This is a genomic window from Geobacter sp. OR-1, from assembly GCF_000813145.1.
Classification (GTDB): Bacteria; Desulfobacterota; Desulfuromonadia; order Geobacterales; family DSM-12255; genus Geoanaerobacter.
The window spans coordinates 111,906-131,115 of the sequence record NZ_BAZF01000013.1 but is presented as its reverse complement, the minus strand read 5'-3'; the positions used below and the strand labels follow the sequence as shown (position 1 = coordinate 131,115).

Sequence of the window (19,210 nt, the reverse complement as noted above, 5' to 3'; positions counted from 1 at the left end):
CCCATGACACCGTTGATGTGAATCTGCGTGTTCTTAATGCCGGTGTTGCTGGCTACTGACTTGGCGTGGCACTCGACGCAGCCCAGTGCCGTGCCGAGCGACGGATTGGCGCTGGTGGAGATGTGGGCCGAGTGCTTCTTGGTGGTGAGCGTGGCGGCATCGGCGCCATGGCAGCCATTGCAGTTCAGGGTGCCGCCCCACTGCAGGGTCTTGTTGAAGTGGCAAGATGTGCCGGAACAGGTCTTGGTCGTCTTGGCCCAGGTGAACGTAACTGCCGGGCTCTTGATGACATCAGGGGAACCGTCAATATGGCGTGATGCCCCGCCGGTGATGATGGTGCCGCCGGAGGTGACGGTTTCATAATGGCAGTTCACGCAGGCGGAAACGCCGGAACCGGCAATGTGCTTCCGGTGGCTGTTGGCGGAGTAGCTCCCCTGGGCGCCACTCTTGTAGTTCGGCTCGCCGGAGATGCTGGAGTAATGGCCGAGCCGGGTGTCGTTGCCGTGGCACTGGGCGCAATCAGCATACACTGCGGAGGAATTCCAGCCATTCAGAGCTGTGAACGGTACGTTCTGCCGCCCTTTGCCGTCGCTGTGGCAGTAGACGTTGGTGCAGACGCCGGTGGCAGGAGCATAGTTCTTGCCGGCCCGTTGGCCGGAATAATCGGCAAAGTTGTTGATATGGGTGGCAACGGAAACGATGGTGGTGTTGTCATTGGCCACTGTCCTGCCATGGCAGGCCACGCAGCCGATGGCATTGCCGAGCGAGGCATTGGCAACGGTATTGACGTGCGCAGAGTGCTTGCCGGTCGCGATCGGGTTGCCGTTCGCCAGGGTGCCGCCATGGCAACCGAGGCAGTTTGCGAACCCGCTGCTGTCGCCCCAGGTCGGTGTGGCAACGTTCGCAGGCGCCCCTTTGCCGTTGCTGTGGCAATAGACATTGGCGCACTGGCCGTACGGGGCGCTCCGGGCCAGGTTGGTCCAGTTGGTGGTGGCCGAACCGCGGTAGGTGGCCGATGCGCCGAACTTGGGATCACTGGTCTGCAACTGCCACCGGATGGTCCCCTGGACGTGGGAGGAGTCTGTGGCAGGATGACACTGGTCACAGCCGACTTCGTAATAGCCGAGGCTCTGAAGACCGGCATGCTTTAAGTGGCTGCCGGTGGTGGGCGGGGTCTCTTTGGTTGAACTATGGCAACTGCCGCAGGCTGCCTGACCGATGGCGGTCCATGACGGTGTCTTGTTGGTGCCGCCATCCAGAGGCAGAACGGTCTGGGTGCCGCCAACAGTGACGCCGCCGCCGTGGCAATACAGGTTGGCACACCGGTTGGACGCCGGATAGGTTGTCGCTACGGAAGCAAGCGTTGTGTTGGGGGTGCTGGCACGGACCGCATAACCACGGTTGGTGGATGAGTATGGCACGTAGGTGCCGCTTGTGACCTTGCCGCCAAAGCCGTAAAAGCCGATCTGCAGTGTGTTTGACAGGTTCGGCATCTTGATGCTGCCGTCAGAGATATAATGACAGTTGTCGCACACTGACACTCCGTGCTGGGAATGTGACCGGTGCGCACCTACTTGGTTGGGTTCAAGCAGGTTACTGGCCCTCGGGGTGCCGATCATGCCGGAATAACCGCCGAGCACGATGGAGGTCGGCGGGTTGCCGTGGCAGGCATTTGTGCCGTTACCGCAGGAGGCCTTGAATCCGGTGTTATGGGCATGACAACTGGTGCAGACACCGGCCTGGCCGCCCTGCGCCGGGTGTCCCAGCTTGGGTACGCCGATGTTGTTGTTGGAGTCGGCGTTGTGATAGGTGAGCTGGCTGTGGCAGACTTCGCAGATCCGGTTCGATGCCGCATGTGCGGCCCGGTCGTTACCCATGCTGGTATTGCTAAAATATGACATTCACCGACTTGCTGCCGCCTGGCAGGGTGTGGGTCGAGATCGGGTTCATGACCGATATGGTCCGGCGGATGTTCTTGATGTTTTCAGCATCCGGCTCATGGCAGGTGGCACAGGTGAATTCGCCGTAACGGCCACCGGCGATACCCCACCGGCCGTTCCAGCGGCTGGACCCGGTATCCCGGCTGTTGTGCATCAGGTCGGCTGCGAAAGCTCCGTTGGCAACAAATAGCAATGCCAGCAAAGCCACCGCCAATGTGACCGCTCCGAACATCCTGCCTGGAATACCGTGTGCCTTTTTCATGATCATTACACCCTTGGTTGAAGTCGTCATTTTCATATCGTCATATCAAGTTGCAACATTAATCCCTACTGATTCGCGTGACAGCTGGAACACTTGATCGGGTAACCCCACCTGATCGCCGGCTGGTTTACGTGACAGGCCGTGAGGCAGGTCTTGGTCGCCGAATCCCAGGTGGAACCGCTCAGGTCGGCGCTGTCATGCGATCCGGCCTCCTTGTACCCGCCGTTGCGCATCCACACTCCACCGGCATTGGCTACGTTGGCCAGCTGGGCCTTGGTCTTGTACGTGGCGGTCGTGAAGAGAACATCCTTCTTCCCGTTGATGTGCAGCCCGGTGCCGACAATGTTCCCTGCCTGCAGTTTGGTCGGGGTGCCGGCGGTATGGCAGCTGGCGCACTCGAACTTTTTGCCGGTCCCGAACATCGCGTAGGTGTCCGGTTTGGCGGGATCGACGATGCCGCTATGGCAGACGTCGCACGACATGGTGGTGGCAACGCCCGCATTACCGTGCGCCTTGTCTCCTGCTGACGAGTATCCGAGGAAGCCGTATCCTCCCGGTCCCTTGTAAGTATTCTTGAAGTGGATACCGACCATATGGCCCGAATCCTTGTACGGACCGGTGCCGTTGATACCCATGCTGCTCGTGGCCACATAGTGCGACTGGCCGTCATACTGCGGCGGGTTGTCGTGGCACATGCCGCAGCGGTTAGCGACCGAACCGGCAGTGCTGTACCAGTCGGGCGTGGTCCTGAAATCGTTCTGCGCCTGGTTGGTTGAACGGCCGCTGCTGTGGCAGTAAACCATGGAACAGGTGACGCTGACTTTCGTGGTGCCGCTGATGCCGCTGCCAGGGGTGTTGATGCCGTCAGCTGTAGCGCTGTTGAGACCAGCCAGAGAGCTTCTTCCAGTCTTATCCTTGTTGATGGTGACCTGTACGGATCCGTTCTTGTGATTGCCCGCCTCTATTGTCGGATGGCAGTTGGCGCAGCCGATACGATATACGCCGTTGCTTGATTTAATCGCTGTATAACCATAGAAGGTAATGGAATCAAGAAGGTCACCCACATGAGTTGCATGAACTCCCGGTTTGCTGAGGAGGTTGCCGTGGCATACCTTACAGCCGACCGATGATGCATCGCCCCAGGTAGCGCCCCCTCCGGAGTGACAGGCGATGGTGCTGCAGCTCCGGGATGTCCCGTTCCAGCCGGCTGTTGCCTCCTTGGTCCTGTTGAAGTCGACGTTGATATTGCCGTTCAAATGGCTACCGCCGGGCTTGGCGGCAAGACCATCGGTGGTCACGGTGTTAAAGTGACAGTAATCGCAGGATGCGGCGCCGCCCAGTTCAGTCACATGGCTGTTGTGGCTGTTGGATGTGACGGAACCGGTGGCACCGGTATTGGCGTAGTTCGGCTCACCTGCGGCACTGGTAAAGGCCGCTGCGGTTTCATTGCCGTGACACCCTTTGCAATCAGAGAAGGTAGCCGCGGAGTTCCAGCCATTGCCGGCATTGAACGGCACATTCTGCTTCCCTTTGCCGTCGGTGTGGCAGTAGCCGTTGTCGCAAGCGCCGGTGGCAGCAGTGTATGTTCCGGCACGGGCACCGGAGTAGTCGCCCATTGTACCGTTGATATGAACCGCAGAATTTTTGATCGTCGCGTTGTCACTGTTGACAGTCCTGGCATGACACTCAGCACAACCGATAGCAGTGCCTAGCGATGGGTTGAGTGTAGTGCTGATATGGGCGCTGTGCTTCTTGCTGGTAAGGGTGGCGGCATCCCCGCCGTGACAGCTGTTGCAGTTGAAGTCAGTCTGGCCCCAGACCGCTGAAGAGTTGAAGTGGCAGCTGATGTTTGAACAGGTCTTGGCGCTGTCGGTCCAGCCGGTGAAACTCGCCGAGCCGCCGGCCTTGACATCGATGGCACCGTCGGTGTGCTTGGTGCTGCCAGGGATTATGACGCTGGCTGCGGTTACTGTATCGGCATGGCAAAGTACGCAGGTTGAGGAACCAGCCGTGACATGCTTCAGGTGGCTGTTGCTGCGCGGCAGGTTCTGTCCGGCATTCAGGTAGTTCGGTTCGCCGTTGTAGCTGGAATAGTGGTCCAGAGTGGCGTCGTTACCATGGCAATTCTTGCAGCCGGTGTAGGTTGCTGAGGACTTCCAGCCGTTATCCAGGGTGAACGTCACATTCTGGCGCCCCTTACCGTCGGTGTGGCAGTAAGCTGCCGAGCAGACACCGGTTGAAGCGTTGTAGGTCGCCTGACCGCGGGCTCTGGCACCGGAATAGTTCTTGAGTGTGTTATTGTGGATATTCGTATCGATTATCGAGTTATTGCTGTCAACCGATTGGGCATGACAGTCGAAACAGAGATAGTTGGTGCCAAGAGCAACCGCATTGTTCATATGTGCGGTGTGTTTGCCGGAGCTGATCGGCCTGAAGGTCCCTGCTGTGCTGCCGTGGCAGGTCGTACAGCCGGCACTGTTCGGATCGCCCCAGGTTGCGTTTGACCCGCTGTGGCAGCTGATGTTGGAGCAGGTCTTGGTCGAACCATCCCAACCGAAATCAGCGGTCCCACCTTTGAATACGTCAATCGATCTGTTGATATGGTTGGCGGCACCGGCAATGATGGCTGCACCAGTACCAACGACTGTCGTGCTGTGACAATTGACGCAGGTTGCGGTGCCGCCCGCAGTGTGGCTCCGGTGGCTGTTTGAGTAGAGCTGGTTGCCGCCGGCGGTTGCATAGTTTGGTTCACCGGCAACACTGGCACTAAACGCCGGTGAAGATGCCGAGCCGTGGCAACCGGTACAATCGTTCGTTGTTGCTGTCGATTTCCAGCCATTCGATGCGTCGAAGACCTTCTGCGTGCCCTTGCCGTCGGTGTGACAATAGGTATTGGCGCAGTTCCCCTGGCCAGCATCGTAGTTCCTGCCGGCCCTGGCGCCAGAGTAGTCGGCCAAGCCATTGAAGTGATTGGCAGGTGTGATGATTATTGTATCGGTGCCGACTGTCTTGGCATGGCATTCTGCGCAGGTGTAGTTGGCGCCGATGAACGAGGCGTTGTCGATATGCGCAGAGTGTTTGCCGGTGTTGATTGGCGAGCCGCTGGCGAGGTTACTACCGTGACATCCTTTACAATCCAGCGTTGCGCCCCAGGTTGCCGGGATCGATCCTACGCCGTGACAGGAGATGTTGGAGCAGGTCTTGTCTGCGCCACGAGTAAAGGTCTTACCGGCCGTATTGGAAGTAGAATATGTGATCATCCGGTTGATATGCCTGGTGTTTACCGTTGTTCCGGTAACGCCGACCACGTCGGCATGGCAGTAGTAGCAGGTCGCGGCACCGGCAGTGGCAACATGTTTCTTATGGCTGTTGGATCTTTCCGCTCCAACGCCGACACTGACATAGTTCGGTTCACCGGCCGTGCTGGTGAAATCCGCCGGCGAGTTGTTACCATGACAGCCGATGCAGTTTGCATACACGGTTGCGGATTTCCAGCCGGTTGCCAGATCAAAGCTGATGTTCCGGTCACCCTTGCCGTTGGTATGGCAGTAGGTATTGGCGCAGTTACCCTGGGCGGCATCATAGCTCCTGCCCGCACGGACACCCGAGTAGTTGACCATGCCGTTGCCGTGGAGCTGCCGGTTGGCGAAGGTCCGGTCGTCGGGATTGATCGTCAGGGCATGGCAATCGGCACAGAGGAAGTTCGTTCCCAATGTTGCGGCATTGTTGATATGCGCCTTGTGGCGACCGGAGCTGATCGGCAGCAGGCTCGCCACGTTGTTCCCATGGCAACCAGTGCAGTTCGCGGATACCGGGGTACCCCAAACCTTGCTGAAGGAACCTTTGCCGCCGTGGCAGTAAATGTTGGAGCAGGTCTTGGACAGGTTATCGTACTCGAAGGTCTTGCCGTTACCGGAGACGACGTCGATGCTCCTGTTCAAGTGGCTGTTGACGTCCTGTTTGAGATTGCCTGCCGTATCAACAGTGTCGGCATGGCAGTCAATGCAGGTGGCAGCTCCGAAATCCACATGGTTTTTGTGATCGTTGGCATACAGATCGCCGGCAAAGGTGGTGGCGTAGTTTGGCTCACCATTGACACTGGTGAAGTCCGGTACCGAGTCGTTGCCGTGACAGCCGTTGCATCCCAGCTTTGCCGTTGATTTCCAGCCGTTCAGGGAGGTAAACGGCGCGTTCCGCTTCCCTTTACCGTCGGTGTGACAGTAGGTCGCTGAACAAACTCCATCTGCGATAATGTAGGTATTCCTGCCGCCGGACATGACGCCGGTGACGTTCTTGAAGCCGTTGCCATGAACCGAGGTATTGAGGATGCTCCGATCATCGGCACCGGCGGTAAGGGCATGACAGGTATCACAACTGAAGTTCCGGCCAAGGAAAGATTTGTTGTTTGTATGCGCCTTGTGCTTGCCGGTGCTGATCTGCTTCTGGGCGAGCGCGTTGTTGCCGTGACAACCGGTACAATCTACCGGGAAGAGCTTACCCCAGCTGACCGGAGCGCTTCCGACGCCGCCATGGCAGGTAATGTTTGAGCAGGTCCGCGTTGCCGGATCGTACCCGAAGCTCTTCCCTCCGCCTGCCAGTACGTCGCGGGTGCGGTTGATGTGATTGGTACCCGCGAGGAGTGCCCCGGCCGCGTCAACGGTCGAATTGTGGCAGTAGACGCAGGTCGTGTTCCCCAGCCCTCCCATGTGCCTCTCATGACTGTTGGCTCGGAGCATGGTCTCGGTTTCATTGGAATAGTTAGGTTCGCCGGCGACGCTGCTGAATGCCGGTGAGGCGGCATTGCCGTGGCAGCCGACGCAGTTTGCGTAGGTAACCGCCGATTTCCAGCCATTGCTCAGACTGAACGATGCATTCTGGACACCCTTGCCATCGGTATGGCAATAGCTGTTGGCGCAGTTCCCCTGGGCGGCATCATAGTTCCTGCCTGCCCTGACACCGGAGTAGTTGAGCATGCCGTTGCCATGAAGCTGCCGGTTGGCAAAGGTCCTGTCATCGGCATTGATGGTCGGGGCATGACACTCGGCACATTTGAAGTTGCCGCCGATATCAGGATTATTGATATGCGCGGTATGCTTGTTGCTGTTGATCGGGTTGGAACTGCCGGCATTGTTACCATGGCAACCGGTACAGTCCGAAGAAACCGGAGTACCCCAGACCTGCGTCAGCGAACCTTTTCCGCCATGGCAGCTGATTTCAGTGCAGCTCTTGAAAGCGGCGTCATAGGTAAAGCTCTTACCATTCCCCGCCTTGACATCAATCCTCCTGTTGACGTGGGTGCTGGCGTTGGCAAGTATCACACCGGTGGAGTTGACCGTGTCGGCATGGCAGCTGATGCAGGTCGATGCCCCGAAATCCACATGGTTCTTGTGGTCGTTGGCCCTGAGCGACCCGGGGATGTCGGTCGGATAGTTCGGTTCGCCGGCGACGCTGGTGAAATCCGATGCTGCGCTGTTGCCGTGGCAACCGGTGCAATCGAGAGTTGCGGTGGATTTCCATGCGTTTGCCTGTACGAACGGCACATTCTGCACCCCTTTGCCGTCCGAGTGGCAGTAATTGGCGGAACAAACGCCGGTGGTCAGAGTATAAGACCCTCGTCCACCAGCCATCACACCGGTAAAGTTCTTGAACCCGTTGCCATGGACAGAGGTATCGAGGATGCTTCTGTCGTCAGTCCCGGCGGTGAGGGCATGGCAGGTATTGCATCGGACGTTACGTCCCCAGATTGAGGTGTTGTGGTTGACGTGGGCAGTGTGTTTGCCGGAGCTGAGTGGCCTGAAGCTTTGGGCATTGTTGCCGTGGCAACCGGTGCAGTCCACCGGGAATGCCTCGCCCCACCTGACCGGCCGCGACCCGTTGCCATGGCAGGTGATATTGGAGCAGGTCCTGGTGGACTGGTTATAGCCGAAACTCTTGGTGCCACCGGCGATGACATCTATCCTCCGGTTGGTGTGAGTGGTGCTGTTGGCCAGAATCACTCCCGTAGCGTTCACAGTGCCGGCATGACAATAGATACAGGTACTGGTTCCGACACCACCCATGTGCCGTTCGTGGCTGTTGGCGCGCGGCTGGGTTTCGTTGGCATTGGAATAGTTCGGCTCACCGGCAAGGCTGGTAAATGCCGGAGCCACGTCATTACCATGGCACCCTTTACAATCGGTATAAACTGTACCGGACTTCCACCCGTTTCCGGCATCGAATAAGACGTTCTGGCGCCCCTTGCCATCAGTATGGCAGTAAAGGTTGGCGCAAGCACCGCTAGCACTGTCATATGAGCGCCCCGCCCTGCGACCGGAGTAATCGGAGAAGCTGTTGGCGTGCCGTTGATAGTCCTTGACCGACGTATTGCTGCTGACGACCTGGGCATGACACTCGGAACAGGCGAACGGAGTTCCCAGACTGCTGTTGGCCGCTGTCGAGATATGACCGCTGTGGGCGCCGGACGAAAGTGTTGAAGCATCACTGCCATGGCACGAATTACAGTTCAGTTGGCCATCCCCCCACCCCACGTTTTTGCTGTAGTGACAGTTTACGTTTGAGCAAGTTCCGAATCCGTCCCCGGGAATATTAGCCACCTGGGAGTATGCCCCCCCATAACTTGCAGACATTGCGACATCGATATTCTTGTCGGCATGCTTGAGCTGATCGCTCCTGCCAGCGCCGGTATGGCACGAGTCACAGCTGTACCGGTAATAAGCATTGGTGATGTGCTTAGCGTGCGCGCCCGAGGAAATCGGCGTAGAATTGTCTCGCTGCCCTCCGTGGCAGGCATCGCATGACAGGTATCCGCCGCCCCATTGTACTGAAGCCTGGAAGCTGGTTGGCGCCCCGGTACCGTTGCTCCCCTGTACGCTACTGTGGCAATAGAGATTGGAACAGGTAAAATACGAACCGGATGCGGCGAGGGTGTGAGTGGAATACAGGACATAACCGTTATACCTGGCCTGAACAGCAACCTGAGGCAGGTTGGCGTTAGCAAGGGTCATGTTGACATTGACTCTGCCGTTGACCATGTGCGGATCAGGCAGATTTTCGTGGCAGGTCGCGCATTTGACATCGTCGTTGCCGAGTTTACCGACATGGGTTTTATGGGCGCCGGTGGAGACGTTACTCAAAAGTACCGGAGTTGGGGGATACAGCCTGTTTGTTCCGTGGCACACTGCATTATTACATGTGCCAAGAGGCCCCTGCGTCCAGGAAACTCCGGTTCCGGTGCGACCGGAAGGTACGTTCCAGTTGTCGCCATGACAATAGATATTGCAGCTTGCTTTGCCAGCTTGCCGGAGGAGTGTAGTGTTGGGGTTACCCGGCGCAACTGCATATTCGTTATTGAATCCGCCGCCGATGGTGCCTGTGAAAGTCCCTTTATTCACAACCCCCAGGAAAGGTCTCCAGGTCGAGCTGGTAATCCTGAATCCGATTTCGATCTTGTCGTTCCCCAGAAGCCCATGACCGAAGTTGTTGTGACAGGTGTGACATTCGAACTGCATCTGATTCCGGTGTTTGTCATGAGCGCCGGCATTGGGAGGGGGATCGCCTAGGGCGTTGGTATACAACTTGGTGCCGTTTCCGGAAATAGTGGTCGGCGGATTGCCGTGGCAGACATCGCACTCATCCGCTTCCGGTCGCTTGAATGCTGCACGGTGTTCGTGACACTTGGTGCAGTCAGACTTGTTGCTCTTGTGCTGGCTGTGATCCAGCCCCCCAACTTTTGCGGCAACCTTGCTGGAACTGTACTGATGATACTCCGTGCGGTGGTGGCATACTTCACAGACGTTGACCGAGTTTTCGAGGTTGAAAGTCCTTCTATCGTTCCCCAGAATGCCTTGAGTATCATTCGAGGTGGATGTGTAGCGATTCATGTTTACAGTTCGCAGGCCGGTCGGAGTGACGATTCTCTGGTTTATTTTCTTAATATTTGGTGTGCCGCCTTTTGTATGGCAGGTTGCACAGGTGTACTCCTGCCCCCAGACTCCGTATTTTCCGGTACCGCCGTAAGTACTGTTGTGAATGAGCTGGCTTGCCGCATCTGCAGAATTGACCATTGGCGAGATAAGGGCAAGAGACGTTGCCAGTGCAGCGCCCAGTAAGACGACCTGGAAATCTTTTCGGGATATGGCCAGCATCCCGGCAAAGGTTTTCAGTAAACGATCTCGCATATCCTTGTTCTCCCTCTTCTCAAGTCGGCGATGCAGCACATTCATCAGCTGTTTCCTGCAATTAAAACGGCAAACATTACACATAACTCATTAAACAGAAAGTCAACATAGCCTTTTCGCGGAAAGACTCCCCCGAATAGATAAAGAGAGCAGTAAAAGTGCCAGTTGTTAAATACACCCTCTGATCGAGCAGAGAATTCCGCTCAAAACACGAGTTAATTAGACCATTGAAAAACGACCGCTAATACATGATGTAACCGGATTTACCGCCTTACCTTCTCTCATTGGCCGGTAACGGTATATTAATAATGGTTAACCAGCATATTGGCAGCTAAATATCCGCAAAAATACTCTAATTATAATTATTTAAGCGGAATTTCACCAAAGCGTCATAAAACCCGTCGTTATAAGGCGTATAAATATCTCATACACTTATTATTCATATTTAATTATTTATTCATTACGAATTGCCATTTATTAATCAATGAAAAATAAAACGAGATTACGGTCAGAAAATCTTCTTTACAGTTTCCCATAATCTCATTAATGTATGTAGTGGCTGAAATTACAGGAGTTTTTCAATTTTTTCACATGATATTTTCTCAATCCAACATGCGTAGACCTGCGATACTGGTGTCAATCATCCTTTTCCTGTTTGTTGGAATCTTTGTACTAACAATCAGATTTGACATTGAAGGTGATTTTGAAGGAATTTATCTTCTTCAAGGCGCTAATGGCAAACTCCTGGAGATTAAAGACGACGTTCTCCTTGGAGAGTACGATCGAGTCATCGTTAAAAAGGATCTCCCCTGGCTACATTCGCTGTTTGATAACGAACCGGCTCATAACAGGAACGAACCCCATATTAAGCTCTCATGGAATCGAAATGCCGGACATGGGTTTATCTACAACCGCTCACCCGACGGCACCAGATTTGTAATCTGCCTGAGCAGATTCCAGGACAGTGAAGGTAAAGCGCCGCGCGGCATTTTTATCGGAGGAGGGCTCCCGTACTCACGATACGAGGAGAGCACGGTGCAACTGAATGAGACCGGTGTTGCCTTTTATAACGGAGCACGCTGGTTTCACATATGGTGTAATGCAAACGAGGCCATAGCGGGCGGCAGTTCGCCGGAGAAAATGGTTTTCCCCTCTTCATGGGAGTTTCTGGGCTCAAAAATTCACTATGATACATCCAAGAAAGTGATGTTACAGAGCAGCCACCGGGTTTTGCTGGACGGTGTCCCGTTTCAAATCGACCGATTCCTGATATATCGCGCGGGAGATCAGTACTTTGTGCTTGCAAATCGGTTCAAAAACCTTAGTGAAAAACCGGCAGCGTATTTCTTTGTTTACGGCGACGAACCTTGGGTGGGCGATTACGGCTCTTCAGGCGGCAATGTCGGCTGGGTGCAAGACCGTCAATATTATTACGAGGCATTAATAGATCCCTATAAATACTCTTTCGCCGGCATGTTTGACCGGGGGAACCCCATAGTCCTGGGGGAAAAGGGGCCTTACTCAGGGATGGCTAATTTTATTGAATGGGTTGGGGATATCAAACCGGACCTGGTTTATTTTTCGAACAAAGAGGGGAAGGTTAACGATGAGTCAGCACGCGTTCCCCTGTCCAGTAGAGACAACAGGGTGATGTTCCTGCAGTGGGGGCCAAGACTGCTCGCTCCGCAACAAACAGAAACCAATGTAATGGCCATAGGTATGGCCAGCAAAGGGGCTACCGGTGCGCAGCCGGTAAAACCTGATATCCGTATCGACTGGGCCGATATGCATTACATCATGACCAACCAGTAGATACTTCACTCTCCCCGCAGTTCTGCCGGGAAATACTGTTGCAGCATCATCTGGTAGCGAGGATTTTGCCAGAGTGCGGACAGTTCCTTGTTCTCATAAAGCCCGGCAAAATCCCGATACCCACGCTGGATAGCCGTTTCCAGCCATAGCAGGGATTCCTGCTGCCGACCGGCCATGGATTCCAGGCATGCCAGGCGGTATGCAGCATCGGGATCTTTTTTACCCTGTGCTTCGATCTGCATCAGATACTTGCGCGCTTCCTCATACCTCTGCCGCTTTACGGACAACTCTCCCAACAGCAGGAGCACTTTGGCCGAATCCGGCTGAAGAGAGAGGGCCTTGAGGTACAGCCGCTCCGCCTCGTCGTAATTTCCCCGCTCCGACTGGTTGATGCCGAGATAAGCCAGCGTTTTGACATCATTGGGGCGGATCTTCAGGAACCGGTTCAACATTTCGTAACCTTTGTCCAACTGCCCCATTCTGGTATAGATCGGGCCGAGGGCGTTAGGGGTCATCCGGTTGTTCGGATCCAGTTCCAGGCTGTGTTCGTATGCCCGGACCGCCTCGGTCACCCGCAATTCCCGGAAATAGACCTCGCCGAGGCTCGACCAGGCATAGGTAGCCGTCGGGCTCTTGATCACGGCATCGCTCCAGAGAGTTGCGGCATTGCGCCAGCAGCCGGCCCGGACAAACGAAACCGTAGCGAGCAAAGCCAACACCGCTACCCCACCCCAGCGCCAGGCGACATCGTCTCTTCGGGCCAGGAGCCGGGCAGCCAGGTTGCCGACCAACGCCGCCACGCCGATCATCGGGAAATAGAGGTACCTGTCATTCATAAGCGTTACCAGGGGCACGATCTGGGAAACGGGGATTATCCCGGCAACCGCCACCACAGGCCAGAAAGCGAGTCTTTTGTCGCTTCGCCACAGCAGGCAACCCGCGACCAACAAAACCAGGAGCAGCAAGGCAGAAAGAAACACCGGCAAGGTGAGCGCAGTGTGGATCGTTGGCGCATAAACCGCGCTGAGCCCTGCAGGCCAGACGATCAATGCCAGGTACCGGACAAATACAGTCAGCATGGTGAAAAATGTAGCCAGCGGGGTACCACCGTGGAATTCCGCCCTACCGCCTCCGAGTTCGGTCTGCTGGGTGTAGATGGCCAGCGCCGCTACAGCGGTAGCAGCGATCAGGTATGGGATCTTGTTGACAACATTGCTGCCCCGGAGCCGTTTTCCGAAGCAGATATCCTGGCAAATAAGGACAACCGGGAGCATTACCGCGACTGACTTCGCCAAGAGCGCCAGGACAAAGGCAACAACTGACAGGAGATAGAGCGCCCATTTGTTCCTCGGGGCAGATTCGGCAAACTGCCGGTAAAACTCCCAGGAAAGCAGGAAAAACAACATCGCCAGCAGGTTTTTCCTTTGAGAAACCCATGCTACGCTTTCAACCTGCACCGGATGCAGAAGAAACAGTGCGGAACCAACCAGTGCAGCAACCCGGTTCTGGTCGAGGGCGAGAATGATCCGGTAGAACAGGATGCCATTAAGCAGATGGATGACAATATTGGTAAAAAGGAACCCGCCTGCCCTCGTACCCCACAACTCATAGTCGAACATGTAGGAAAGCATCTGGACCGGGGCATAATTGCCGACGTAGTAGCTTGTGAAGATTTCTTTCAGGTGAGACAGGGAAATCCCCCGGATTGCGGGGTTTTCGACAACATACAGGTTATCGTCCCAGTTGAAGATGAAATCGTGACCGATTATCCGGCCATATACAAGAAAGGTGACGGCAACCAGAACGAGAACCGGCGCAAGATGCAACCGGATATTTTCAAATGAAAGTCTGATCATACTGCCCGGGCATGGCGCCGCTAGTCCTTCAGAGCATCCTTGATGCACATTACCTCATGCTCTTCAATCATTGCCTCGATATCCTTCGCAGATGCATTGACCATGAAATCGTCCGTCTCCTTATCGGACTGAAGCGCCAGACCGACATACATATTGGCCAGGAAATCGGCTTCGCCGAATGAGCCTTTGTAACCGCCATCCTTCAATGACTTGAGCGCAATTGCCATCAGTTTTTCGGGCTGAGATGCCGGTTTTGACTGCATCAGCTTAACCGTCATCTTTGCCGTCACCCGGCAGTCACTGATAATATCGGCATCCTTTGCCCCTTTTATTGCCATCCCCTCCCCGCCAAAGGAGGCTGTCGGGAAAAGGAGTGTGAACAGTCCCAGCATCAGCAGAAAACGCATAATCGGGTCTCCATGTAATTTGGTTTTTGAATCCGGCCGCATAATCTGGAATAATACCGCAATATCAGGGGAGCTGCACAGACGTATTTCCCTTGTCGACCTCGGATATTCCCCGCATAACCGGAGTAATGGCGTGCCGAACAAGGATTTTTGCCTCAAAACAACCGCAGCAGCGCTCTTACTGGGCGCGATCTGTGTCGTTTATTGGCAGACAGGCAGCCACGCTTTCCTGCTTTTCGACGACGATGCCTATCTCACGGAAAACACCCATATTCAAGCGGGATTGACCTGGGACGGGATAAAGTGGGCGTTCACGACCTTTTATGCCGCCAATTGGCACCCTTTGACCTGGTTGTCACATATGCTGGACATCCAGATACTGGGAATGAACCCTGGTGGGCACCACCTCGTCAATGTGGCGCTGCACTGCGCCAATACCATCCTACTCCTGCTGCTGCTCAGCAGGATCACCGGTACATTCTGGAGAAGCTTCATTGTGGCGGCACTGTTCGCCCTGCATCCGCTTCATGTGGAATCCGTTGCCTGGATCGCTGAAAGAAAAGACCTGCTGAGCACCCTGACAGGGCTCGTAACCCTGCATCTCTATGCGACATATACGAAAACGGGCGCCAAGAAAACCTATTGCCTCATGTTGCTCAGTTATTCGCTGAGCCTTATGGCAAAACCGATGCTGGTGACCCTTCCGGTGCTAATGTTGATCCTCGATTACTGGCCTTTGAGGCGGATAATGCCAGGTTCTGATCAGCAAAAAGCGGCACTCGGGCAACTCCTGATAGAAAAAGTTCCCTTGCTGCTGCTGGCAATAGCATCCAGCGTCACGACCATATTGGCCCAGCACGAAGGCGAGGCGATCAGTTCACTCGGTAACAGCCCAATGCCGGGGAGAGTTGCCAATGCCCTGGTCAGCAGCACAACCTATCTCGGAAAGATGCTGCTGCCGCTGAACCTTTCGGTGTTCTACCCGTTTCCAGATTCCATACCGCTCCTGAAGAGCTCGGCTGCCGCGGCCATCATTCTCGTTATATCGGTCATTTGCGTCATGGCGCGACGTCGCTACCCGTACCTGCTTAGCGGATGGCTGTGGTATCTGCTCTCAATGCTCCCGGTGATCGGGATCGTTCGTGTCGGTCTGCAGGCAATGGCCGACCGCTATACTTACCTGCCGCTGACCGGGATTTTCATCATGATCGTCTGGTTTAGCGGCGACCATGCAACCGGTCAGCTCAGAATCCGCTTCATGGCAGGAATCACCGCAGCAACGTTGCTGCTTCTCTCCGTAACCACCATGCGGCAGGCAGCATACTGGAAAAACTCCTACACCCTGTTTGAACACGCCCTGCGCCTGAATCCTGTCAATTCATATGCCCTGTTGGTCCTGGGAAAGGCATATTACAAAGACAACCGGTTTCCGGAAGCAATCGAAATCCTTGGGAAAGCGGAACGGCTCACGCCGAACCTGCCAAAACTGAACTATCTTACCGGCTCAGCCATGCACAAACTGGGACGAGTCGAAGAGGCGATCGATTACTACAAAGCCGAACTGCTGCTGAACCCGACGAACGTTGACTGCCTCAACAACATGGGGATAGCGGTAGCAGACCTCGGGCAGCTTGATGAGGCAGTGGCATATTTCAATGCCGCCTTGCGCCTGAAACCGGAGTACGATAACGCCCGGATAAACCTGGAGAAGACAATGCAGATGAAAAACCGGGTCGGCAGCACGGATTGAGCGGGGCTCATCCGAGCCATGAAGTCACTTTCCCGCGCCACTCGCCCCGCTTTGCTTCAAGGCAAATTCAAGGTTTTCCCGTGCCCCGGCGAAATCTGGCTTCAAGCGCAGCGCCTCCCGGAAATACCTTATCGCCTCATCCAGCCGCCCCTGCTCCGCAAGCTTTATCCCGACATTGTTGTGCACCCTTTCATCATACGGGTTCAGAGACAACGCTGCCAGGTATTCCTTGATCGCATCGTCCGGCCGGCCCAGTTGGTCAACCACAACCCCGAGATTATAATGGGCAAGTGGTGAGGCCGGATCAACCGCAATCGCTTTTACAAGAACCGCTGCAGCCTCTTCAAACCTTTTCTGCACCGCAAGGGCTATCCCGAGATTAACGTATGCTGCCAGATTGGTGGGAACAAGCTGAATGGAGCGGTTGTATCTTTCGATCGCCTCATCAATGCGTCCCTGCTTCTTCAGGCAGAGTCCCTGGTGGGTCAGGGCATCACCGACCACGGCGTATGCATTCCCGGGTGCCACCCTTACCGCTTCTTCAAACATCTTCATCGCCTCGGCAATATTACCCCTCTTCTCAAGTTCAATCCCGACCTGCGTCATCGCAAGATAGTTATTTTCCGTCACCGAAAGCGCATGGGAGAAAAGGGTCAGATTATCCTTCCAGAAAGCAGTCTGTCGGCAGGTCAGCAGCGAACAGGCCATCAGGGCGATAACGGTTACAGCAACGGCAACATGGTTTCTGTGCGTAACCTTTGCTGAGAGCTCCGAAAAACCCCATACAACCATTATGAAAATCCCTGTTAACGGGATGTACATATACCTGTCTGCCATCGACTGCATGCCGACCTGCACTATCCCGATAACCGGCACAAGTGTCCCAAGAAACCAGCACCACCCCACAATCAGCCATGGATGGCGATTGCGCTCCCGGACAACAACGACAGTGACAGCAGTCAGAAACAAGGCCGAGACCGTTACCTTCCAGAACGGGAATGATCCCGGCAGAGGGTAGAATATGGCCAGATCGGTCGGTAAGAACGTTTTTCTCAAGTAGGAAAGAATCGATAACAACGAGTTGGCAAACCTTGCGGTCATGGAGCTGTCGGCAAAGGAGCGGATTGCCGACTGCTGGGCATTAACGGTAATGATCGAAGAGACCGCCGCGCAAACAAAAAACGGGGTCTTTTCAAAAAGTAATCGGAGTATCGATTCCCTGTTTGCCTCTGACGGTTCAGCATTCAAGCGAAACCTATGCAAAGGCCAATAGTCCAGCAGCAACATAAGAAACGGGAGCGTGACAATCATTGGTTTTGCCAGCAACCCGAATACGTAAGCTGCAACCACAGAGACGTAGCGTTTGGCAGTTCGCTTCTCGACATACCTCGCATAAAGGTATAGCGTCAGAAAACCGAAGAAAGCGCACAGAAGATCCTTGCGCTCCGAGACCCAGGCCACGGATTCGACGTGCAAGGGGTGCAGGGCAAACAGGGCGGCAACGACCGCACTCCGCCAGAGATACCCGGTCATCCGGGCGAGCAGGAGAAACAGCAGCACGGCATTGACGGCGTGAATCGCAACATTCACCAGGTGGTGCCCGGCCGGGTGCAACCCGAACATCTGGATGTCGAGCATGTGCGATAACCAGGTAAGCGGGTGCCAATTGGCCGCATAGAAGGCCGTGAACGCCCACTTTGCGCCGCTTAAGGTGACACCTTCGCGGATCTGCTGGTTTTCGAGAATGTACTCCAGGTCGTCAAAAGCAATGAACTGGTGGCCGCCAACCTGCCAGTAGCAGAGCAGTACCGAGGCACACAGGACAACGGCTGTTATTGCCTTGCTCTTCATGACCCCGCGTTAGTCAAACGGTTTCGGACCGAGGACCGGACCAGGCCCAGCATTATCGAGAGTTCGGTCTGGCAGTTGAGATAACATTTGCCGCACTGCACCGTCTGGTCGCGATACTTCTGATACTCAGGCGAATTCCAGATTTTCACGAGCCCCTTGTCCGCAATGTTAAGCGACATATTACGCCAGTTGGCCCAGGGGTGACAGGGATAGAGATCGCCGTAGCAGTCGACTACTATGGAGGCAAACCCCGCATAACAGGGAAAAGTTGATGGCTGGCCGGAAAACGAGTTTTTAAACGAATCCAGGTGGAGAGAAGAGTTGTCGATCATGCTTCTCAGTCTGCGGTTTGCAACCAGCTCGGCAACGGTCCGATCGACCTTGCCGACGAAATCATCGTCATAGGTAAACTCTTCGCCATGGCCGCCCGACAGCAGCGGCTGGCAAGGCATCAGTTCGACACCGTCAATCCCCTCCCTGGCAGCCAGCTCAAGGATATTGCGGATATCGTCGATGTTATGCTTGTTCACTACCGTAAGAATCTTGATCCGCACGGGCGCCTTGAGGCTGTTCCTGACGGAAACCAGCGTGCGCAAGGCGGCCAGCGCCCGGTCATAAGCCCCTTTTGCCCGGCGGGTCAGCTGATGGACATCCGCCGTGGAACCGTCCAGGGAGATGCTGATCGACTCCAGACCGGTTTGAAGCAGCGCGGCAGCATTGCCGGCATTGATCAGCATGCCGTTGGTGCTCAGATGCCCCATGATCCCGCGTTGGTGTGCATACGCAATCAACTCCGGGATGTCCTGGCGCAGCAGCGGTTCACCGCCGGTGAACGCGATCGCCTTCACGCCGAGGGTGGCAAAGTCATCAATAACCCTCTTGAAGCCGGCGGTGTCGAGTTCCGGCATCGACTTGCCCGAGCAAAGCCGCGCAGTCTCGGGCATGTCGCAATAGCTGCATTGCAGGTTGCACCGGTACGTCAGGATCAGGATGCCGAATACCGGCCCGCAGAGCGGCTTGCCGACCATCCTGGAGGCATTGATCAGCAGGTACTGACCACCAAACCTTGCCAACAGAGAGAGCTTTTTCTGTTTGAGGATCTTCTGGGCCAGGTTGCTGTACACTTTTCTAATCATAAAATCCCTGTTAAATTAC

9 protein-coding genes are annotated in these 19,210 nt (G+C 55.3%); 2 read left to right on the top strand and 7 right to left on the bottom strand.

Annotated elements, in window-relative coordinates:
• The 3 genes from OR1_RS13975 to OR1_RS13960 form a co-directional block, all read right to left on the bottom strand.
• The coding region (locus OR1_RS13975) for a CxxxxCH/CxxCH domain-containing protein (protein WP_041972513.1) at window positions 1–1,901 on the bottom strand (1,901 nt) is incomplete at its 3' end.
• A complete protein-coding gene (locus OR1_RS13970; protein WP_152609905.1) occupies window positions 1,888–2,202 on the bottom strand; it encodes a hypothetical protein in 315 nt (104 codons plus the stop codon). The genes OR1_RS13970 and OR1_RS13975, both read right to left, overlap by 14 nt.
• A gap of 65 nt (window positions 2,203–2,267) precedes the next feature.
• Window positions 2,268–10,379, bottom strand: coding sequence for a CxxxxCH/CxxCH domain-containing protein (locus OR1_RS13960; protein ID WP_160295258.1), 8,112 nt, complete (start codon window positions 10,377–10,379; stop codon window positions 2,268–2,270).
• A gap of 555 nt (window positions 10,380–10,934) precedes the next feature.
• On the opposite strand from OR1_RS13960, the gene OR1_RS13955 reads away from it, so the two are divergent.
• Window positions 10,935–12,191: a hypothetical protein gene (locus OR1_RS13955; RefSeq protein WP_152609904.1), complete on the top strand. Its 1,257-nt coding sequence runs from the start codon at window positions 10,935–10,937 to the stop codon at window positions 12,189–12,191.
• A gap of 5 nt (window positions 12,192–12,196) precedes the next feature.
• Here the strand turns inward: OR1_RS13955 and OR1_RS13950 are convergent, their stop codons facing one another.
• Window positions 12,197–14,047 (bottom strand): tetratricopeptide repeat protein, encoded by a 1,851-nt coding sequence (locus tag OR1_RS13950; protein WP_041972510.1) that lies wholly within the window; start codon window positions 14,045–14,047, stop codon window positions 12,197–12,199.
• A gap of 20 nt (window positions 14,048–14,067) precedes the next feature.
• Window positions 14,068–14,454, bottom strand: coding sequence for a hypothetical protein (locus tag OR1_RS13945; RefSeq protein WP_041972509.1), 387 nt, complete (start codon window positions 14,452–14,454; stop codon window positions 14,068–14,070).
• A 133-nt stretch (window positions 14,455–14,587) separates the two neighbouring features.
• Between OR1_RS13945 and OR1_RS13940 the strand changes: the two genes are divergently transcribed.
• Window positions 14,588–16,204, top strand: a complete 1,617-nt coding sequence (locus OR1_RS13940) for a tetratricopeptide repeat protein (RefSeq protein WP_052440463.1) — start codon at window positions 14,588–14,590, stop codon at window positions 16,202–16,204.
• A 24-nt stretch (window positions 16,205–16,228) separates the two neighbouring features.
• On the opposite strand, the gene OR1_RS13935 is transcribed toward OR1_RS13940, so the two are convergent.
• Together OR1_RS13935 and OR1_RS13930 are read right to left on the bottom strand one after the other, a co-directional pair.
• The gene (locus OR1_RS13935) at window positions 16,229–18,055 is read right to left on the bottom strand and encodes a tetratricopeptide repeat protein (RefSeq protein WP_041972508.1); all 1,827 of its coding nucleotides are present in this window, start codon (window positions 18,053–18,055) and stop codon (window positions 16,229–16,231) included.
• The gene (locus OR1_RS13930; RefSeq protein WP_041972507.1) at window positions 18,052–19,191 is read right to left on the bottom strand and encodes a radical SAM protein; all 1,140 of its coding nucleotides are present in this window, start codon (window positions 19,189–19,191) and stop codon (window positions 18,052–18,054) included. Before OR1_RS13930 ends, OR1_RS13935 begins: the two co-directional genes overlap by 4 nt.
• Window positions 19,192–19,210 lie beyond the last annotated feature (19 nt).

Excerpts from the sequence above, each read along its gene's own strand:
- OR1_RS13970 (WP_152609905.1), bottom strand. The coding sequence starts at position 2,202 with ATGAAAAAGGCACACGGTATTCCAGGCAGGATGTTCGGAGCGGTCACA.
- OR1_RS13960 (WP_160295258.1), bottom strand. The coding sequence starts at position 10,379 with ATGCGAGATCGTTTACTGAAAACCTTTGCCGGGATGCTGGCCATATCC.
- OR1_RS13950 (WP_041972510.1), bottom strand. The coding sequence starts at position 14,047 with ATGATCAGACTTTCATTTGAAAATATCCGGTTGCATCTTGCGCCGGTT.
- OR1_RS13945 (WP_041972509.1), bottom strand. The coding sequence starts at position 14,454 with ATGCGTTTTCTGCTGATGCTGGGACTGTTCACACTCCTTTTCCCGACA.
- OR1_RS13935 (WP_041972508.1), bottom strand. The coding sequence starts at position 18,055 with ATGAAGAGCAAGGCAATAACAGCCGTTGTCCTGTGTGCCTCGGTACTG.
- OR1_RS13930 (WP_041972507.1), bottom strand. The coding sequence starts at position 19,191 with ATGATTAGAAAAGTGTACAGCAACCTGGCCCAGAAGATCCTCAAACAG.